This window comes from Methylacidiphilum kamchatkense Kam1 (assembly GCF_007475525.1).
Taxonomy (GTDB): Bacteria; Verrucomicrobiota; Verrucomicrobiia; order Methylacidiphilales; family Methylacidiphilaceae; genus Methylacidiphilum; species Methylacidiphilum kamchatkense.
Genome location: NZ_CP037899.1, coordinates 1145645 through 1162483, shown reverse-complemented (window position 1 = coordinate 1162483; position 16839 = coordinate 1145645). Strand labels below are relative to the sequence as shown.

The following is a 16839-nucleotide window of genomic DNA, read 5'->3' as shown; positions in this document are numbered from 1 at the left end:
TTTTTCCAGGCTATCGCCTAACAATATATAAGTATGAATAATCCTCAAGTTCATCTTAATGCCACTAGGAGCTTGCCTTTATCTTCTCTTCTCTACGGTAGCTTTCTTAGTCCAAGTTTTCGTGAAATTAACATTCTAGATCCGCCTTCTTCTAATGTTAATGAAAACACTTTCAAAGAGATGTCTACTACAAATTATCCAGATAATATTGTAGAAGAGATAAAAAAAGAACCATTATCTTTTGCTCCACTTGAAAAAGAAACTGTAAAAAATTCAGGATCCATTATAGCTACCGGAAAGGAAGGAAAAATACAGCAATTAAAAGCAATAGAAAAGCTGCAGAATAGAGAAAGAATGAATCAGCCTGATTCTTTTTTATTAAGAGCTGTAAAAACGATGACTCGATTAGGAGGTCCAAAGTACGCAGCACTTTTAGGGGCGGAAATTGCAGGTCCGGGAGTCTACAGATCCATGCAATCGTTGGCGCATGGAAAAATTGATGAGGCTATGTTTAATATGAGTGAAGCAGCCATAAAAGGAGCGACAGCTGTAGGAATTGGGAAAATAGGTGAAAAGTTGGGAGAAAATGTCCTTGGTGGAATTCCTTTGATTGGGAAACCCATGGGTGGATGGCTTGGATGGGTTGTTGGCTCTTCTATGGGAGAAAGAATTGGTGAAAAGATTGAAAAAATAGTAGAAAAGTTAAAAGCACCTACTGAGAAAATAGAAAATATACAGAATTCCGAAAGGTTTTATACGAAGCTTCAAAATTATCAACATCCAATCAATCGAGATTTTTATTTACCTGAAAACTTTTCCTCAGTTTCTAATTCCAATTTTCAAACACGACCCCAGCTTTCCTATTTAAATACAAAAGAAGGAGAAGGAATAGCACGATAAAAATTTAAAAGGAGGATGCACCATGAACGAACAAAACAAACGAGTAGAATTAATTGCACATCAGGGAGGAGAGGAAAAGCCTTCGGCGCATATTCAATCATTTGATCACATTCCAATGAATCCATCTTCTATGGATATTATGGATGGGACGACAAACAAAACAAAAAATAGAAACAAAGAAAGTGAGAACAGATCCCTTCCTGTCCAGCAACACTCTACCTCAAAGAATTCCATTGGAGCCTTATCGAATATTGAGACACTAAATGCGATAGGCTTGGCTAGAGCTTCTGCTAAAGAACAGCTGAAGCAGGGAATAGATTCAGCTTCAAACCCTCAAAAATGGAATGGCATGTGTACCTGTATGTGTCTGGAAAGAAACAATCAAAGGTTAAGCTCTTTGGATTGGAAAAGAATTGAGGGAAAAGCCAATAATATGGTTAATCAAAAAACAACGGAAACCCATTCCGCACCTTCCTATTGGAATATTCCTGGAATAGGAAAAGGGCCCTTTCTACAACAAGAATTCTGGCAGAAGGCATTTGATGGGAAAAAAAACCAGCAGTCTCTAGAAAAAGAAAAGGAAGAGGCACCCATTTTTAATCCTGAAGGCTTAAATCCTTCGCCGATCCAAGGAATTTATCGATCAAGTGCTTTTCTTGAACAAAAGAAAGTACAGGAAAAGATTCGATAAACAAAAATTGTAATTTAATTTATTTCAACTATTGGAAAGCAATTCGCAAAAAGCTTTCTTTTGTTTGAAAGCGTTTTTCAAATATTCTGTTGCAATTTTTAATTTGGACTGAACCTGTTGCTTGGTAAGTCCTAAATAATAGCCTATAGAATCATGGTTTAATGATTCTACTGGGAGAGATTGATTTTGGAATGTTCCAATAGCACAAATCCCCATACAATTAAATGGACAATTTTTGTTCTCAAGGGCCATTTTCTTTTTTTTACAAATTTGTACAAACTGACAGAGGGCGATAGGTTGTAAATTGTTTTGCTGAACTTCTTTTGATTTTACACAAGAAAATAAAATAACTAAATCCTCATAGTACACTTGCAAAAGATCTTTCGGCCATTGAATTGGATGAACTAATAAGTTTAACCAACCTCCTTCTACGGGAATTGATTCAATTGCTTTGTTATTTGGGAATTGGTCAAAAGTTAAAAGATTAGCAGGAATAGGAGGCAGTAATCGTGGCAATGTGTCGATGGTGTTTTCCCAAAGTATTTCTTGAATGACTTTTTCTGTGTCGTAAAAAAAACGATTTGATGATGAAAATGAAGCAAAAACATTCATAAGTGTTTAAAAAAATTCTTCTATTTCTATTTATAATAGTATGCAACCTCAACCAATTGACCCGGCTGACTATTTGGAAAATTTTAGATTTAAAACAATTTTTCCTGCGTATTATGATCCAGGAAAATTTCTCCATTTTTTTTCTGGTCATCCACGCCTAGCTAAAGCAGATCTTATTATCATTTCGGAGGATTTGATTCAGCCATTTTGTCAGTATGCATCTATCTATCCTTCTTTACCCTGCTTTTTTGGCGTCCATACAACAGTCGATCGACTTAGTGAAAAAAATCTCTCTTTTTTTGAAAATCTTAGTTCATCTTGGCATTATTCCTTCATCGCTTGTACTATAATCAACTTGGCAGTTATCGAATCATGCTCACTTTTTTTACAAAATTATTTTTATTTTAAAAATACCCCCTCCAATGCCTCATCAATGGTTCATCCATTTTCTCCTCTTTTGGGTTGGTGTTATTATGAATCAACTCAATTTTGGTTTGAAGATTATGCTCCAATTGTCGGTAAAAGAAATGCCTTTGTTGATGATCCAGCTACTTTCAGTCAGCAAGCAAAAAAAATTCAGGAGTTTTTTTTACCTTATAACACCTTATTTTCTGAAGAAGAAAATCCGTATTATTTTATAACTGATAACGTTACTACTTTAAATTTTATTGAATCTCTGTATAAGAATAAGGAAAAAAGCAACGCTTTAATCCCTATAGAATTGAGAAACAAGAGTGTTTCTGCTGATCAATAGCATCTAAAAATAATTTAGGAATTAAGAATCTATTCTTTTCCTATTCTCCAAAAGATCCAAAGACAAGCAATTTGAGAAAGAATAGCTAAAAAAATTCCTTTTTTCCAAAAAAAAGCTATGAGAGAAAAAATAGCAGTAAAAATCCCTAGAAAAATACCTACCCGAATAAGTTTTATCCTATTGTCTTCGTTGTTCAGAAAAATACTTTTTAGCTTATCGATAAACTCTTGAAAAAAGATTTCTTTCTGAACAACACAATCTCGATCAATTTTATGCGCCAACAAACGCACATTATGAAATTCATTATCATTAATAATGAGAAAATGCATTGCTCTTTGCCCATTGATCAGAATAGAACCACGAAATGATCCTAAATAATTTCCTCTTGGCAGTTTCCTGTAATTTCCTAGCAGAATTATTTTAGAAGTCTTGTCGGCTTCAATTCTTTTCGACAATAAGGCTTCTAGAAACTCATCGAAATTGTCAAATCCATAATCGATCCAAGCATTTTCTCTTAAGAGTAACCAATGATTCCCATTGGTGTTTTGGGCATAGATAAGTGAACCATCAGGCCAGATTTTAGGCCAAAATTCTTCATAACTTTCAATCCAGAATCCATCAATTAGATTATCGCTAACCGCATCTGCCCATTTTTTCCAGGGTTCAGGCCATTCGATAATAAAGTTCATATTTTAACAATAGATCGCTATCAATAAAGTTGACCTATTTAATGTATAAGAATGAAACTATTCCAAAAGATCAGAGAGACTTTAGTTGGATCGATCGGCCCTCAATATGTAAAACCAAGAGAATCTCTTTCTGCTAAAGTCAAAGGAAATTATTGGCCACGGCATCCAATAAGTTCTTCGGATTTTGGAAAATTGTATTTTCGAGTTGAAACAGAACCTCAGGAGCTAACGGATGAATCTGGCAATCCTCTAACTATTAAAGATTTATTCTCACATATGAGCATTCTGGGAGGATCAGGTGCTGGAAAAACTCGATTTGTACTGACTCAAGTTTTGGAAAGCCTTTTTAGAGCAACTGATCTTAGAGATCCTAAAGAAAAAGCAGAATTAAAATTCTCGGGATTTATTATGGATGGAAAATGCGAGCTGACTGAAATGGTATTATGGCTTGCTAAGAAATATGATAGAGAAAAAGATATTTTGCTTTTTGGTCCTGAGCATGATCTTGCTCTAGATCCATTTAATAATCCGGACTCCCTTCCATCAGAGCTTGCTGATTTAATGATTACTTTAAAACAGGCAGTTGATGATGGAAAGACAAGCCAAGATCCTTTCTGGGATGCGGCTGGAAGGAAATTGTTTAGCTCCATTTTTCAACTTCATCGAGAACTTGTTATGGCAGCTCAAAAGGGAATAATTGAAGAATGTCCTCCACCAATGTCTTTCCCTCTTCTTAATCTTCTTGTCATGGATCGAGGACAGCCTGCAAACCAAAGCCAAATATCTTCAGTGGAAAGTGTTTTAAGAGAGAATAAAGAGAAAATTTTTCAGGGATTGGAAAAAATCAATCGTCTTATCAACAGGATCGAAAACCTGATCCAAGAATGGAAAAAGAAAATTAAAGACATATATGTTGCAAGTAAAAATGCGCCGGAAAATGAAAATGAAGAAGAGAGGGAAAAGAGACTATGGAAGAAAATTGAAACAGAAAAAATTTTAAAATATTTAAATGGGGAGCAAGCTTCGAAATCGCATTTTGGTTCTTCTAGCATCCTTTCCTTATTTAATGGTTTGCGTTCTTTTCGTGCTGCTTTTTTTTCTTATTCTCAAAATGATGAGTTTCACAACAATCTTCTTCTAGTGTGCTCGGAACTAACAGATCGACTAAAAAAACTTTTAAAATCTTTTAAATTTGGGGTTCTTCCCAACCTTGAACTTTGGGAAAGCTGCCTAAGTCTTATTGATGAGATTGATCAATTATTGGCCTTATCTAATTTGATAAACAATATTGAAATCCCTGCTCCTGAATATGGCCCTTTGCAAAAGTGGTTAAGTTCCTACGAAAAAATCCTCCATCATTATGGTAAAGATCCCTATTCCGATGAAGTTTACCTTTATTTCAAAGGTGAATATCTAAATATTGCCAATGAAAGAACCTCAGGTTCCATCGGTATGACTGTTTCGGTTCTCACATCACTGATGACTCAGCCGCCTTTTGATCGAATGGTAAGTCCCAAAGGAAACCTCAATTTTGCAGATATCATTGATCAGGGAAAGATCCTTGTATTGGATATGAATTTTTCTAGATGGAGAAATGCGGCAAAAGTGGCAAGCATACTATTAAAACTCGATTTTTTTCGGTCAGTCCTTTCAAGAAAGCAACTAAAAATTGATGGCAGACCAATTAACCAACAAAGGCCTGTAATTTATCTCTGCGATGAATTTGCTACCGTGGCAACCACAGGAGATTGGACTGGAGAAAGAGGTTTTTTTGATAAGGCAAGGGAATATAAATGTGGTTGTATTATTTCTTTTCAATCTTTAGCTGTGTTGGAATCCCGAATGATTAAATCTGAAATAGAAGCCATTCTAACCAATACAGCAACGATCATTTTTTTAAGAAATCCTCATATGGAAACCAATGATTATGCCTCTAGGCTTTTTGGGGAAATTGAAAGAAGTGACGGTTATCTGTATAGAGGAACACAAGAAATTCTTTTTGATTTATCAAAACCTATCGCCCATCAAGATTTCCAAATTCAATTTCGCAAAGAGCCGATTTACCCTCCTTATATCTTTTCTAGACTTAAAGATGGAGAAGCCATTGTGAAACTTCACCCTCGGTTTGGGAAGAAAAGCATAAAAAGAGTTCAATTTCTGCTTCATCTTATCCCTAGATAGAAAGGAATGTTATGCTTGATCATGTGACTAATCCGCAGCCTCCTGTAAACAATAATAATCTGCATATCATCGGATTACTAATGCTTTGTTTGATCTGTGGTGTTATGACCGTTACAGGGGATCATCTATTATTTTCTACCGATAAGCTTAATTTTTGGGAACTTCTGGAAGCTTTTCCAATAGCTCTTCTCTATATGCTTCTACACTCTCGGCGAGAGGCTGATCTAGTTGTTTTTCTTTTCGAAGTTGCCCTACTATCCTTTCTTTTTTTGGGATTATCTAATCTTTATTCACGTTTTATAGGCACACCGAAAAGGATATGGCAGATGGTTAAAGAAGGAGAGTTTCAAGCTGAATTAAAACAAAAATTTACAGACATAATTAGAGCAAAAAAAGGAATGTGAAGATCTGTTCTTCATTTGTATCTATCGATTTACTCTTCTACTATGAATATGAAACAATGGAAAAATGCTTCACCTTTTCTCTTTAGCTTTCTTTCTTTCCCTCTTTTCCTCTCTTTATTCTATTTTAAAAACAAGACAACATCGGATGTCCTTCATTTTTTGGTACGCGGCCTTTTTTCTCTAAGCAGTAAGTCATTAAATCAGATGGGAAGCTTTTTAGACGTAGTTTTAAATGACTGCTCTACAATGATCGAAAATGGATTTAAAGAAATTGGAGGCCATAGAAAATGAGTAAAAAAATTGTTGGTAATTGGAAAGAGAAAGAGTATGCAGAAGAAAAGGAAGAGACAGAGCTTTCTAAAATTGTTTTTCCAGAGGACTTAGGAATTCATTTTAATGAAGAGTTAGAATCCTCTTCTCTGTCATTAAGAGCTATTCTTTTTGAAGCCTATTTTTATCAAAGATTAGGCAAAGAGATTCCAAAAAATTCAAATAATGAGCCTTCTTTTCCTGCCATTATCATAGATCGGAATTTTTTTCTTAGTCTTTTAGATGGAGAATATCCTTTATGGGCTCAAATGTATGACGAAGCTCCTGAAGCATGGGAAGAATGGTTTATCATCGATAATCCCAAAAAACCTGGCACTGTTATTTTATCTATGCCTATAGAAAAAAAGGAAATTGGCAATCATTCCATTGAATTTATTAAAAGTTCATTGCATCCATTGAAAAACGAGCTGTTGGAGTGTTGTAAAAAATTGAGTGCTAGTTGCCAACATCTTTATTCCATCTGGGAAAAAAGAAACTTTCGCTTTGTCGTCTTTGACAGGTTACCAAAAGATTTTGTCAATAAGAAGTTTAGGCTGGAGCAGATTGATAAACAAAAGAAAATTCCAATGGAGGCGAGAAAATGAAAAAGGGATCACTAAAAAAAAGAATTATTTTACAGTTCTTTCTCATATTATGCATGCAGTTTCCGCTTTTTTCTGACTCCTCACCCATCATTCCTCCCATTCAAAATTATTCACAGGCTCCTTCAGCTCCTCCTGTTACTTCTGGAGGGGGATATCCTGTTGATGTGACTGGATTTTCTGGGAGTGCAGCCGATGCAATGAACTATATCGTAAATAGGCTTCAAGACATTCAAAACATCCTCCGAGATAATGATGAGCATGTTCAACATATTGATCAAATGATCTCTGGAACAAAACAATTAAGTCAACAACTTGCTTCTCTTACTTCAATTGGAAATTATGAGAATGCTGTCTCTCAGGTCCATGTTCCCCAAAATCCATACAATGATCCAAATTCTGGCTCAAACTTTTTAAACACATCGATATCTCAATCTCAATCTTTAAATGGAATGCTCACTCAACTGCCTTATGGTCTTCAATTTGACGGTAATAATTTTAATGGCATGGGTCTGGGCTATATAGGGAATATCATGGGATTGTCAGGTCTTCCCATTGGATTGGATGCTTTCCCACCTTTTATGTTGACTTCTCTTTCCCCCCAACAATTCGGGGTAGGCAGTTCTCTTGCTCAACAATTTATGGGAGGAAGTAATTTAGGAACAATGGTCGGAGGGTTAGGTTATATGGCGATGAATTTCTTTCCAATGTACATGGGTTCCAATCCTCTATTTAGCAATATTGGTGGATTGATGAATTTATCAGGTCCACTAAGCTGGGGAATTCTTGGCAATCAGCTCTCATCAGGGAATGGGCTTAATGGTCAAATAAATTTGGGATCTGTTTTGCCTAGCATTTTAGGCAATGCCATGGTATTGGGATCTAACGCCTTGATTAGATCATCATCCCCAAATGATCCTTTATATCAAGCTGTAATATGGGGAGGAAATGCCTTGCAACAGCTTCTTTTCTGGATGAATAGCAGTTCCCTCAATGGACTTTATAGTCCTGTCAACGGAATCAATCAGTCGAATATCTATGGCCTAAGCCCAAATCTTTCGGAAATATATTCTGCAGGTGCGTTCGGGGCTGTAGAAGATTATTTAATTCGATCCAATTTAAGGAAACAGCCGAATTTTTTGTATCAATTTACCAAAAAGTATCAAAAGCAAATAATACAATTTACTCTAAAAACAAAACCAGGCGAACCTGTCCTACTCTTTGCATCTAATAGATTGGATAAAACCGTTTTCCCTTATGCTTCTCTGCTATCGATAAGAAGCGCACAGCAAACGGATAGCGAAAGGCCAATTGAGATCTCACATAGAAAAGAAAATAACTCAGAAAATATGCTAGTCCTCCCAGTTCAACTACTTAATCCAAGTTGGGGATCAGGCACTCTAGTTACAGGAATAAGTCCACAATCTTATCAATCTTATATGATATTAATACAGGCAAATACCGCTCGACTACAGCAAAATGTTGCAGTAGAAAGATTAGATGCTCAACTCTATCAAGATACAGTGAATGTCATACAAAAATTAACCCAACTCCAAACTGATCTCAAATCTCTCAGAGAGCAATGCCAACAAAATTATCTTTTGGCCATTCCACAAATTTCTCAGCTAGAGGTTATGGTAACAAATCAAATCAATAACCAACAGCAGTTTTTAGAAAAACTGAAAAACAATATAGAAAATTATAGACAAACTCGGTATCAGTTGCTTCTAGATCGGTTGCATGTCATTGACATGATGAGAGAAAAAGCCGCTCTGGAAGCTGGACAAGCCGCCTCCCATTATTTAAATGAAATACAAAGTCAAATTCCTTCACCAGGAGAAACCTAAACAACTCTACAATGCTAAACGCTATCTTTCCCAATGAAAAAAATTCTTACAAGAATTTGACATGGTGCACGACAAGCCATTCCGTTGATGGCGAGGAAGGATAGGCTGGGGGCGAGACGGTCCTTGTCTTTTATTTCAACGTGGTGTCTGCTGCTGTTGGTTGAACTAGCACACGATGCGCTGACGCTACTTGAGGCGAAGCAAGACGGAGTGCTTTTCTAGTAGCATTACTGTACGAGGGGACGCCCCTAGCGCAGTAGGCAGCTGTGCATGCCCTTAAAGACTCTTTTAGGAGAATGGAAACGAAGGTCTTAGGTGGGTATTTCACCAACAGAGGATAGAGGCATGAACAGATAAGTCTATTTTTTTTAAAGTCGCATGCGCCATCGAACGCTTTTTATACAAGAAAAAAGTTTTTATTCACGTATTCCATTAAAGTGGATTCTGCAAAGATTTTTAATTTCTGAAAGGAGATTTCTCACTTCGGATGCTAAAGCCATAGGGTTTTGATCTAGATACTTTCTATCTTGAGGTAAAGGAAGAAGCCCTGTGAGCAAAAATTGACTCCATTCTAAAAGAGTCATATTTTGATTGCGAATGCGCCAACAATCGCTTATCAATCGAACAAGCTCTGGAGGGGAAGGTTTTTTCTTTACACCAGGATGTCTTCGCAATTGATTGGCTGCATTTATAAAGATTTCACAAAATTTTTCAGAAGCCCATGGATTGTGCATTCTTATGAGTTTTGTTTCCATTTCAACAGTTGGCCAGTTCATATAGATAACCCGACATCTTCTTAACAAAGCTTCCGTAGCATCACGTAGATCATTTTTTGTGATTACAATTAAAAGGTTAGTATTGTTAGCCTTCAATTCGCCTCCCAACTGAGGGACAAATATTTGAGATTCGTTAATAAAATCGAGTAAAAAACTGTCAACGGAAACATCGGCTTTATCTAGTTCGTTGAGAATGAGTACCGTTTTGTTTTCTATAGAAGAAGTTATAGCCAGAGGAATGATACCAGGAACAAGTGTTCCATCGATGGATTTATCTCGCAGAAGTTCTTCTTTTCCACATCCAGGAAAAAATTGAAACAACATATGTCTTGCCCCAATGGCTTTAGCAATTGCCTTACCCAAAAATGTTTTTCCAATACCAGGAGGACCATCCAACAACACTGCAGAAAGCGCAGTCCCCTCTCCCATTGCATGGACTGCACATTCTACCACTCTTATAGCGGCAATATCCGTAATAATATAGTCTTCTGGAAGTATCAAACTTGAAACATAGTCTTCTTTAGATAAGGAATAAAAAGGATCCACACTTTTTTTCATTGCAACCTATAATATAGGTATGAAGCCATTCAGCTTTGAATATGTTTCTTTTAAGAATATTCAAGAAAGTCTTCCGCTATATCAACCAGGTTTACATATTTTAGATCATCTAAGAAACCTTAAAGCAATAACATTAACAAAAGATCAAAACATACCAAAGGAACAAAAAGAGAGTACTAAATCTTTTCAAATGCCCATTTCTTTTCCAGAAAAAATTAAAAGATCCATTGAAAGATAAAATCGATTAAACACACACTTCAGATTTTATGATAGAACTTAATGGATTTGCTCTTTTAGATAAAAAAGAGATTGAATTAATTACTGGCAAGGAAAAAGACAGATTTTTATGGCTTCCTCTCCATTCTCTCAATTATGAGGAAATTTTAAAAGTACAAAATATTGTTCGGAAAAATAAATACCTTAGAAACAACCCAGAACAGGTATTAAGACAACAAAAAAATGCTGCTTTTGACATCAAAGAAAAGGCTCTTCTTTGTTCGATGCTATATGACATTTGTACAAACGAACGATGGGAAGAAAATCTTCGTTTTATAAATGATTCAGCCAAAGAGAAGAATCAGAAAAAAACACGATCAGTTCCAGCATCTTCGGATGAAGTACTCTTTTTGGATAAAGGAACGTTAAAATGGATAAAAAGCTTTTCACAAAAAGTGCGTAGTTCTTTATCTGATCAAGAACGAAAAGAGCTTGGAGATCTTTTTCAAGGACTTTCCAACATATATGCTGAAAAATATGAAAAAATATTACAGTATCTCTCTTTTTTTTCTTCTATAAAAAAAGACAATGATAAAGATCCTTCTCCTTTTGCCTCTAAAGGCTATTATAAAGCAAAAACGGATTCAAGAGGAAGAATCATTGCTAATGGAAAAGGCGAAATTCTTCTTGAATATATTCAACCCATAGCTCCAATTCCTGTAAGCCAATACATTCTTAAATTTTTTGACACAAAAGCAGAAAAAGCTCAACCTGCTCAAAATAATGGCCGTTTGTTGCAATCGTTGGATCTGTTTTGTGGAGAGGTAGTTGGAGGAATAAACAACTTTTTTGATAATTATTTAGCTGCCGTCTCAAATAACGAAATTAAAGATCCTTACGCAAGAGCCTTTGCCATTTTTTATTGGACATTAAAAGATTTTTTAGAATCAAGAACTGGCAATTATTCTTCAACCAAAGAGAAGTTTATCTTTAGTTATAGAACAAAAAAAATTTTATATGAGCTATTCTTAAAAGAAAAAAATTCTCTTTTTAAGAAAGAAATGGCAGATATCGAAGGCAAAGAAAGCAAACATTTAGAAATTATATCTCAGAACCTTAATCGTTTAAAAATCATCCCTTCAAACCTGCTTTTTCACTTAGCGAAGAATAAGGAAGGAATAAAAAAAGAAAAGTCTTATGAAAAATAAAGCACAATGGGTCAAAAAGGAAATAGATTGGAGAGAATCGATCAAAAAATTCCAAATGGCTTTGCATGAAGAAAAACTATCTTTACTTCAGATTCCATCTATAAAGAAAATTCTTATTGAGAAGATTATTCATCTTCATGAACCTTCTAAACAAAAGAGAATTAATGCCAAAGAAGTAGTTTTTTTAATTTCTTTACTTCGATCCAAACATAACTACATGGACGAAAAAGTATTAGCAGTGCTAGATAAATTACGATTGAACATCATATGGTGGAACAACCTCAGAGAGGAAGCTGAAAAAGACAATGGGAAAGAAGCTATAATATGGAAAAGAAAAAGGCAAACATTAGCTGAAGCAACGGAACCATTGATTATAAACGGTATTGAGTTGATCCACAGGGTTGTCAAAACGAACAACCTAAATATTAAAGAGGCGGTCTTTAGTGATGGAATTATTGGCTTTTACAGAGCCTTAGAAAGGTACAATCCTTCTTCACAAAATCCATTTCCAAACTATGCCTTATACTGGATCAAAAATGAAATTGCCGCCGAAGCATTAAAATCTAAAACAGTTCAGATTAGTTCTTATCTAAAAAAGAAAAATTCTTCTCAAAAGAACCTCAATTTAGAAGATCCAGAAAACAATATTAATAATCCGCAAATAGTTAGTTTGGATGCTCCAATCAATAATGAGGGTGATCAATTGCATACCATTATTGCTGGACCAAACGGTATGCAACAATCATCGGATAATGAAGAATTAAAAAAGAGTGGATTCAAATCATTGAAAACGCGCCCAATGACATTAAATCTGTTTTAGTTTTAAAGTATTTTTATCCTGTATGGGAAATACAAAACGATCGGTATTTTTTAGGAATAGAAGCATTTAATTGCCGCCAAAAACTTTCCCTCAAAAGATTATTAGTAGGAATAGAAAAAGGGAGGGAAAGTTCAAAAAATCAATGAAATAGCCTTCCGATCCAATGTACGACTTCTTCCATAGCGTTCCCTATAATCTGCCATCCGTTTCTGCACCAACCTCGCAATGGCTCTGGACAGAACCGGTCTATGGCTATAGCAATGAGAAGTGTCATCATTGCATCAAAGAGAAATTGTCCAACTTTTCCTCTCATGGTTTTACTAATTGCTGATTAGACTATTTTTCATCGTTACTGGTTGCTTTTTAAACTTGGAAAGAGCATATAAAAGATTTTTTTTTACAAAACTTCAATAAAGAAATTTAAGATGGATACGATTTATCCTTTATTGATTTATGGATTGCTCCTTTATTTTTTCAGAACTCCTCCATTAAATCCCTTTCCATTGCATTTTCCATGGAATTTTTCTTACACATTTATTTTTTTGCCTATTTGGCTTCATAGCCTTCTTAAACAAAATTTTAAAAATAAGAACCTTCTTGCTTTCCTTTGGATAGCCCTGTTTGCAAGTCTTAATAAATTTAGTTTTCTTTTTCCTTATTACTCCTTCTCCTATTCTTTAGAATCCTTCGGATATATTTTATCAAATGCTTCCCTCTTTTTTTACATCATTTATATCGGCCTTGCATGGGCACAACGTCTAGCGTCAGAAAAAGCCGTAGCAGTAGAAGAAGAAAAGAAAGAAAGTATACATTCCTTTTTTGAACTATTGGTCATCTTAAAAAATGATCCTGGTTTTTTAGTAATTCCTGGAGTCTCACACAGATCCATAAGATCTATTGCAAGAAACATTTATATTATTCCTAAAGAAGCATTACAGTTCATTTCCAAGGATAATTTGGAAACATGGTGTCCATGGCATGAAGAATTAAAAGTCGTTGAAAATTTTATTCTAGAACAGCAAAATGAAATACAGAATCTTAAAAGCTGCCTTTTAGAGTATTCCGAAAGTAAAGACAAAGCTGAAAAAAAAGTTGAAGAATTACAAAATCTTTGTTTTGAAATGGAAAAAAGTCGGGATCAGCTCCTTAAAGACATTCATAAGATGCGTTCGGAGAGTCGTTTAAACCAGGTTTCGGATTTATATAGGCTTTCCAATGAAGAATTAGCAAAAACAAAAGAAAATCGGATTCGGGAAATAAAAATTATAGATCAAATTCTTTCTGTAAGGGTTGGCAATTACTCACCAAACGATGAACAAAATGAGTAGATAGGTTTTTAATTATAGCTTGCTACCGCTGATAGACGGGCAGTGACTTCTATGAACTTGGAGGTTGCGAGTCTTGCGGTTTGCATGGCCGATGCCGGCTGATGAAGCAGGAAATAGCTGATAGAAATGTCATAAGCCATTTTTCCCATAAGCTGCAGAATAGTTTAGAGCAAAGGAAAAAAGCATGAATCATTTTCGAGGCATCTTTTAAACAGCTGTCAGTTTTCAAAATTAACCTCTTTTTGCTCCATCGACATCGGCTTAATAGGTCCAGTAAGCTTACTTTTGAAAATCCTAAAAAAATAAAAGGAAAAAATAATCGTAATAGACCTCGATAAACAGCACGTTTCAAATCCATTTTATTTTCAGTTATAATTCTTTGTCCCATGATCCAATGGAAAGGTCGACTTTGAATTTTCCATTCCCAGAAAACACACCAACAGAAATAACAGAAAGGAAAAACGAAAAGTAATGTTAGTCTATTGAAAATCTTGGCACAAAGAGAAAAAAGCAAAGCTAATTCAAAACCACTAATAAGCCATCTTTGAAAAAGAGAGCATTTATCTGATTTATTAGAAAGAATGTAATTTTTTTCCATTATAAAATTTTCTTTTTATTAAATAGGTCGGCCATTTTTCAATTTGAACGGACCTAATAAAAAAGAGATGGGAAAAATAACAATCAACCGATTGAGTTTATTTTTTTTCTTTAATCTCTTTTATACAGGATGCTCTATTCAGTCTTCTTATTTGCCGAGTTTTCCTCAAAACATAGAATGCCAAAAGATTGATTATCTGCTTTCTGCCTCCCAATTAAGGGTTGTTCCATCGAAAGAAGGTTTTACGCTTTCAACTCCGCTCGTCTATGCAAATAGAATGCTTTTACCGATAGGAACTGAAGTTCGAGCTAAAAGAGTTTTTCCTCAAACGTTGCCTCCGAGATATATTGTGGAGGCTATTCGGTTAAATTCCAAATCCTCTTTTGTTCCAGCAACCGGTGTCGTTTTTTATTCAGAAGGAAAATATTGGCTTACCTTAAGCAACCTCTATTTACCCAAAAATTGAAGAGTTAAAACTAATCGCCATACAACAAAGATGAATCAAATGAAACCGATAGATAGGGAGAATAAAACGAAAGAAAATAATTTTTTGCTTTCCATGGGAAGAGAGCAGAACAAAACGACTTCGATCGGAACTAAAAATAATAGATGGAAAGGAATCGAAAATATTGTCGGTTACTTATTTCTAATCATTTTATCAACGATCTTTTTGTATCGAATTATTCAACTCTTTACGATTTTGAAAAATTATCCTTGGAAGGCCAATTTCAAAGAAGAAGAAAAAATTCTACATGAAAAAGAAAACATTGAAAAGCTGCTGTTGTGGAATGATAGATTTCACAAAGAGATTATTAACGAAATCTATCCGGCTAATCTTGTTGCTGCTGTCTGTTTTTCATCAGTTCCTGGACTACAGATTGAGCAATTCCACATGGAATTGCTTGATACTTCTCGTAGGATTAAGTGCACCCTGAAGGTTCGTTCTGAAGATCCAAATAGCATGGAAACTTTAGGTTTTTACTGTGCTCTTGTTTCTCTGGCTTTTGAAAAGAGTGTGGGGAAAAAAATAAAATTCGAATTTTCCAATATTGAACTGCCCAAAGAAAAAAAGGAGCAGATAAGAGCGACTTTGACTTGCTTTCTTTCTAAAGAAGATCTGCGATGAAAAATTTTATTCTGAGAGTTTCTTTTTTTATTTGTCTATTGGGTCTGGCTTGGGTTTTTTCTGAGGTGCTCATTGGCTATGTTCAACAGGAAGCACGCAAAAAGCTGAGGATGGAAAAGGAATATGAACAAGCAGAAAATTATATTCATAGAGTTTTTACACAAGAAAAAAAGGCTAGAGATTCTAAAATATGGTATGAATCAAGGATAAAGCAGAGCACAGAAGCCATATTGATTGATGTTCTGTCTCGTTTTCAAAGGCAAAGAAACGATTTTAGGCTATTAAGCATTTTTCATGACCCTATGGGGATTGGCATTAGAGCCGAAGCAAGATCTGGAGCTGTAGTTCAGTTTTTAGAATTTTGCTCCGAAGAACTTCCTGATTTTACTCCAGTATCGATTTTACTGACTCCTCCTTCTATTAATCAGAATGCTGGAGCTCTAAACTGTGAGTTTATTTACAAACGCAATGGTTTTGAACAATCGCCATCAAAAATGAATCCATTAAAACCCATGGAGAAAACCAATGAGAAAATTCAGCTTCTTTCACCTTTTCCTTCTCTTAAAAAATAATCAAGAGCACACTGACCCACATTCCCTAATTCCTAAATTGCCACTGCCTATTTGGAGATTTTTATCAGCCCATCCCTTAATATTTTTAATGCCTTTAGGCGCTTTTATTCTCTTATTAGTGAAGACACTGGATGAAGGAAAAATGCTAATAAGGAAAACGGACCCCATCGAGACCTATGACTCGCAATACGATCAATTCTGTGATGCAATTTCCCATTCAAATATTTCTTCTTTGACTACCAGAAAACCTGTTCCTCTCCCTGCGAATGGCATTGATGCTTTTGGCCTTCCTGTTCAAGGAACATTTTTAACTGGATCATCAGCGGATAATCCAAAGGATTCCCTAGCTGATCTTGCTTCAAGTATCCCGATTCGAGGATTTCAAGAAGGCAAGGAAGTTATCATTGGAAACCGAGTGTTTCATCCTGGAGATGTGTTTTTGTTAAGAACCTTAAATCAATTGCAAAAAATTAAAGTTCTTTCTATCGAAAGCAACGTTCTTGTTCTGCAAGATCAAGCTGGAGTAGAAGTAAGAATCCCCTGGCCAAGGGTTGTGATGGATGAACAGGGTGTCTATGGAGAGATCCAGATTTATAATTCTTTGAAAAGATAACCCCTAATACGCATTTTCTAATATTTTCCAACAAC

18 protein-coding genes are annotated in these 16839 nt (G+C 35.2%); 14 read left to right on the top strand and 4 right to left on the bottom strand.

The window, feature by feature from the left end; translation table 11 throughout:
* The first annotated feature begins 33 nt into the window (after nucleotides 1-33).
* Nucleotides 34-900 carry a hypothetical protein gene (locus kam1_RS05485; RefSeq protein WP_039722058.1) on the top strand — a complete coding sequence of 289 codons (867 nt, stop codon included), beginning with the start codon at nucleotides 34-36 and terminating at the stop codon, nucleotides 898-900.
* Between the two features lie 22 nt (nucleotides 901-922).
* Nucleotides 923-1591, top strand: coding sequence for a hypothetical protein (locus tag kam1_RS05480; protein ID WP_039722057.1), 669 nt, complete (start codon nucleotides 923-925; stop codon nucleotides 1589-1591).
* 24 nt (nucleotides 1592-1615) lie between these two features.
* On the opposite strand, the gene kam1_RS05475 is transcribed toward kam1_RS05480, so the two are convergent.
* Nucleotides 1616-2203 (bottom strand): hypothetical protein, encoded by a 588-nt coding sequence (locus tag kam1_RS05475; protein WP_143958302.1) that lies wholly within the window; start codon nucleotides 2201-2203, stop codon nucleotides 1616-1618.
* 40 nt (nucleotides 2204-2243) lie between these two features.
* Here kam1_RS05475 and kam1_RS05470 point away from each other — a divergent pair, with 40 nt between their 5' ends.
* Entirely contained in the window at nucleotides 2244-2957 is a 714-nt protein-coding gene (locus tag kam1_RS05470; RefSeq protein ID WP_143958301.1) for a hypothetical protein, read from the top strand.
* Nucleotides 2958-2986: 29 nt separating this feature from the next.
* On the opposite strand, the gene kam1_RS05465 is transcribed toward kam1_RS05470, so the two are convergent.
* Complete coding sequence (locus kam1_RS05465) at nucleotides 2987-3646, bottom strand: hypothetical protein (protein ID WP_039722056.1); 660 nt, start codon at nucleotides 3644-3646, stop codon at nucleotides 2987-2989.
* A 51-nt stretch (nucleotides 3647-3697) separates the two neighbouring features.
* On the opposite strand from kam1_RS05465, the gene kam1_RS05460 reads away from it, so the two are divergent.
* From kam1_RS05460 to kam1_RS05440, 4 genes are all read left to right on the top strand, one after another.
* Nucleotides 3698-5827: a type IV secretory system conjugative DNA transfer family protein gene (locus kam1_RS05460; RefSeq protein ID WP_143958300.1), complete on the top strand. Its 2130-nt coding sequence runs from the start codon at nucleotides 3698-3700 to the stop codon at nucleotides 5825-5827.
* 11 nt (nucleotides 5828-5838) lie between these two features.
* Nucleotides 5839-6231 (top strand): hypothetical protein, encoded by a 393-nt coding sequence (locus tag kam1_RS05455; protein WP_039722053.1) that lies wholly within the window; start codon nucleotides 5839-5841, stop codon nucleotides 6229-6231.
* A gap of 287 nt (nucleotides 6232-6518) precedes the next feature.
* Complete coding sequence (locus kam1_RS05445; RefSeq protein WP_039722052.1) at nucleotides 6519-7145, top strand: hypothetical protein; 627 nt, start codon at nucleotides 6519-6521, stop codon at nucleotides 7143-7145.
* Nucleotides 7146-7198: 53 nt separating this feature from the next.
* On the top strand, nucleotides 7199-8989 hold the full coding sequence (locus tag kam1_RS05440) for a hypothetical protein (protein ID WP_244945973.1): 1791 nt from the start codon (nucleotides 7199-7201) through the stop codon (nucleotides 8987-8989).
* A 416-nt stretch (nucleotides 8990-9405) separates the two neighbouring features.
* Here kam1_RS05440 and kam1_RS05435 read toward each other — a convergent pair whose 3' ends face one another.
* Nucleotides 9406-10323 (bottom strand): AAA family ATPase, encoded by a 918-nt coding sequence (locus kam1_RS05435; RefSeq protein WP_039722050.1) that lies wholly within the window; start codon nucleotides 10321-10323, stop codon nucleotides 9406-9408.
* A 266-nt stretch (nucleotides 10324-10589) separates the two neighbouring features.
* On the opposite strand from kam1_RS05435, the gene kam1_RS05430 reads away from it, so the two are divergent.
* Both kam1_RS05430 and kam1_RS05425 read left to right on the top strand, forming a co-directional pair.
* Complete coding sequence (locus kam1_RS05430) at nucleotides 10590-11747, top strand: hypothetical protein (RefSeq protein WP_143958299.1); 1158 nt, start codon at nucleotides 10590-10592, stop codon at nucleotides 11745-11747.
* Nucleotides 11737-12567 (top strand): sigma factor, encoded by an 831-nt coding sequence (locus tag kam1_RS05425; protein ID WP_244945972.1) that lies wholly within the window; start codon nucleotides 11737-11739, stop codon nucleotides 12565-12567. The genes kam1_RS05430 and kam1_RS05425 overlap by 11 nt, the downstream gene beginning before the upstream one ends.
* Before the next feature lie 139 nt (nucleotides 12568-12706).
* Here the strand turns inward: kam1_RS05425 and kam1_RS10130 are convergent, their stop codons facing one another.
* On the bottom strand, nucleotides 12707-12880 hold the full coding sequence (locus kam1_RS10130) for a hypothetical protein (RefSeq protein WP_166791935.1): 174 nt from the start codon (nucleotides 12878-12880) through the stop codon (nucleotides 12707-12709).
* A gap of 112 nt (nucleotides 12881-12992) precedes the next feature.
* Here kam1_RS10130 and kam1_RS05420 point away from each other — a divergent pair, with 112 nt between their 5' ends.
* The 5 genes from kam1_RS05420 (at nucleotide 12993) to kam1_RS05400 (ending at nucleotide 16804) form a co-directional block, all read left to right on the top strand.
* Nucleotides 12993-13895 (top strand): hypothetical protein, encoded by a 903-nt coding sequence (locus tag kam1_RS05420; RefSeq protein WP_039722046.1) that lies wholly within the window; start codon nucleotides 12993-12995, stop codon nucleotides 13893-13895.
* A gap of 665 nt (nucleotides 13896-14560) precedes the next feature.
* A complete protein-coding gene (locus tag kam1_RS05415) occupies nucleotides 14561-14959 on the top strand; it encodes a hypothetical protein (protein WP_039722044.1) in 399 nt (132 codons plus the stop codon).
* 39 nt (nucleotides 14960-14998) lie between these two features.
* Complete coding sequence (locus kam1_RS05410; protein WP_039722043.1) at nucleotides 14999-15619, top strand: hypothetical protein; 621 nt, start codon at nucleotides 14999-15001, stop codon at nucleotides 15617-15619.
* A complete protein-coding gene (locus tag kam1_RS05405; RefSeq protein WP_039722042.1) occupies nucleotides 15616-16191 on the top strand; it encodes a hypothetical protein in 576 nt (191 codons plus the stop codon). Before kam1_RS05410 ends, kam1_RS05405 begins: the two co-directional genes overlap by 4 nt.
* A gap of 142 nt (nucleotides 16192-16333) precedes the next feature.
* Nucleotides 16334-16804, top strand: coding sequence for a hypothetical protein (locus kam1_RS05400; RefSeq protein WP_143958298.1), 471 nt, complete (start codon nucleotides 16334-16336; stop codon nucleotides 16802-16804).
* Nucleotides 16805-16839: the final 35 nt, after the last annotated feature.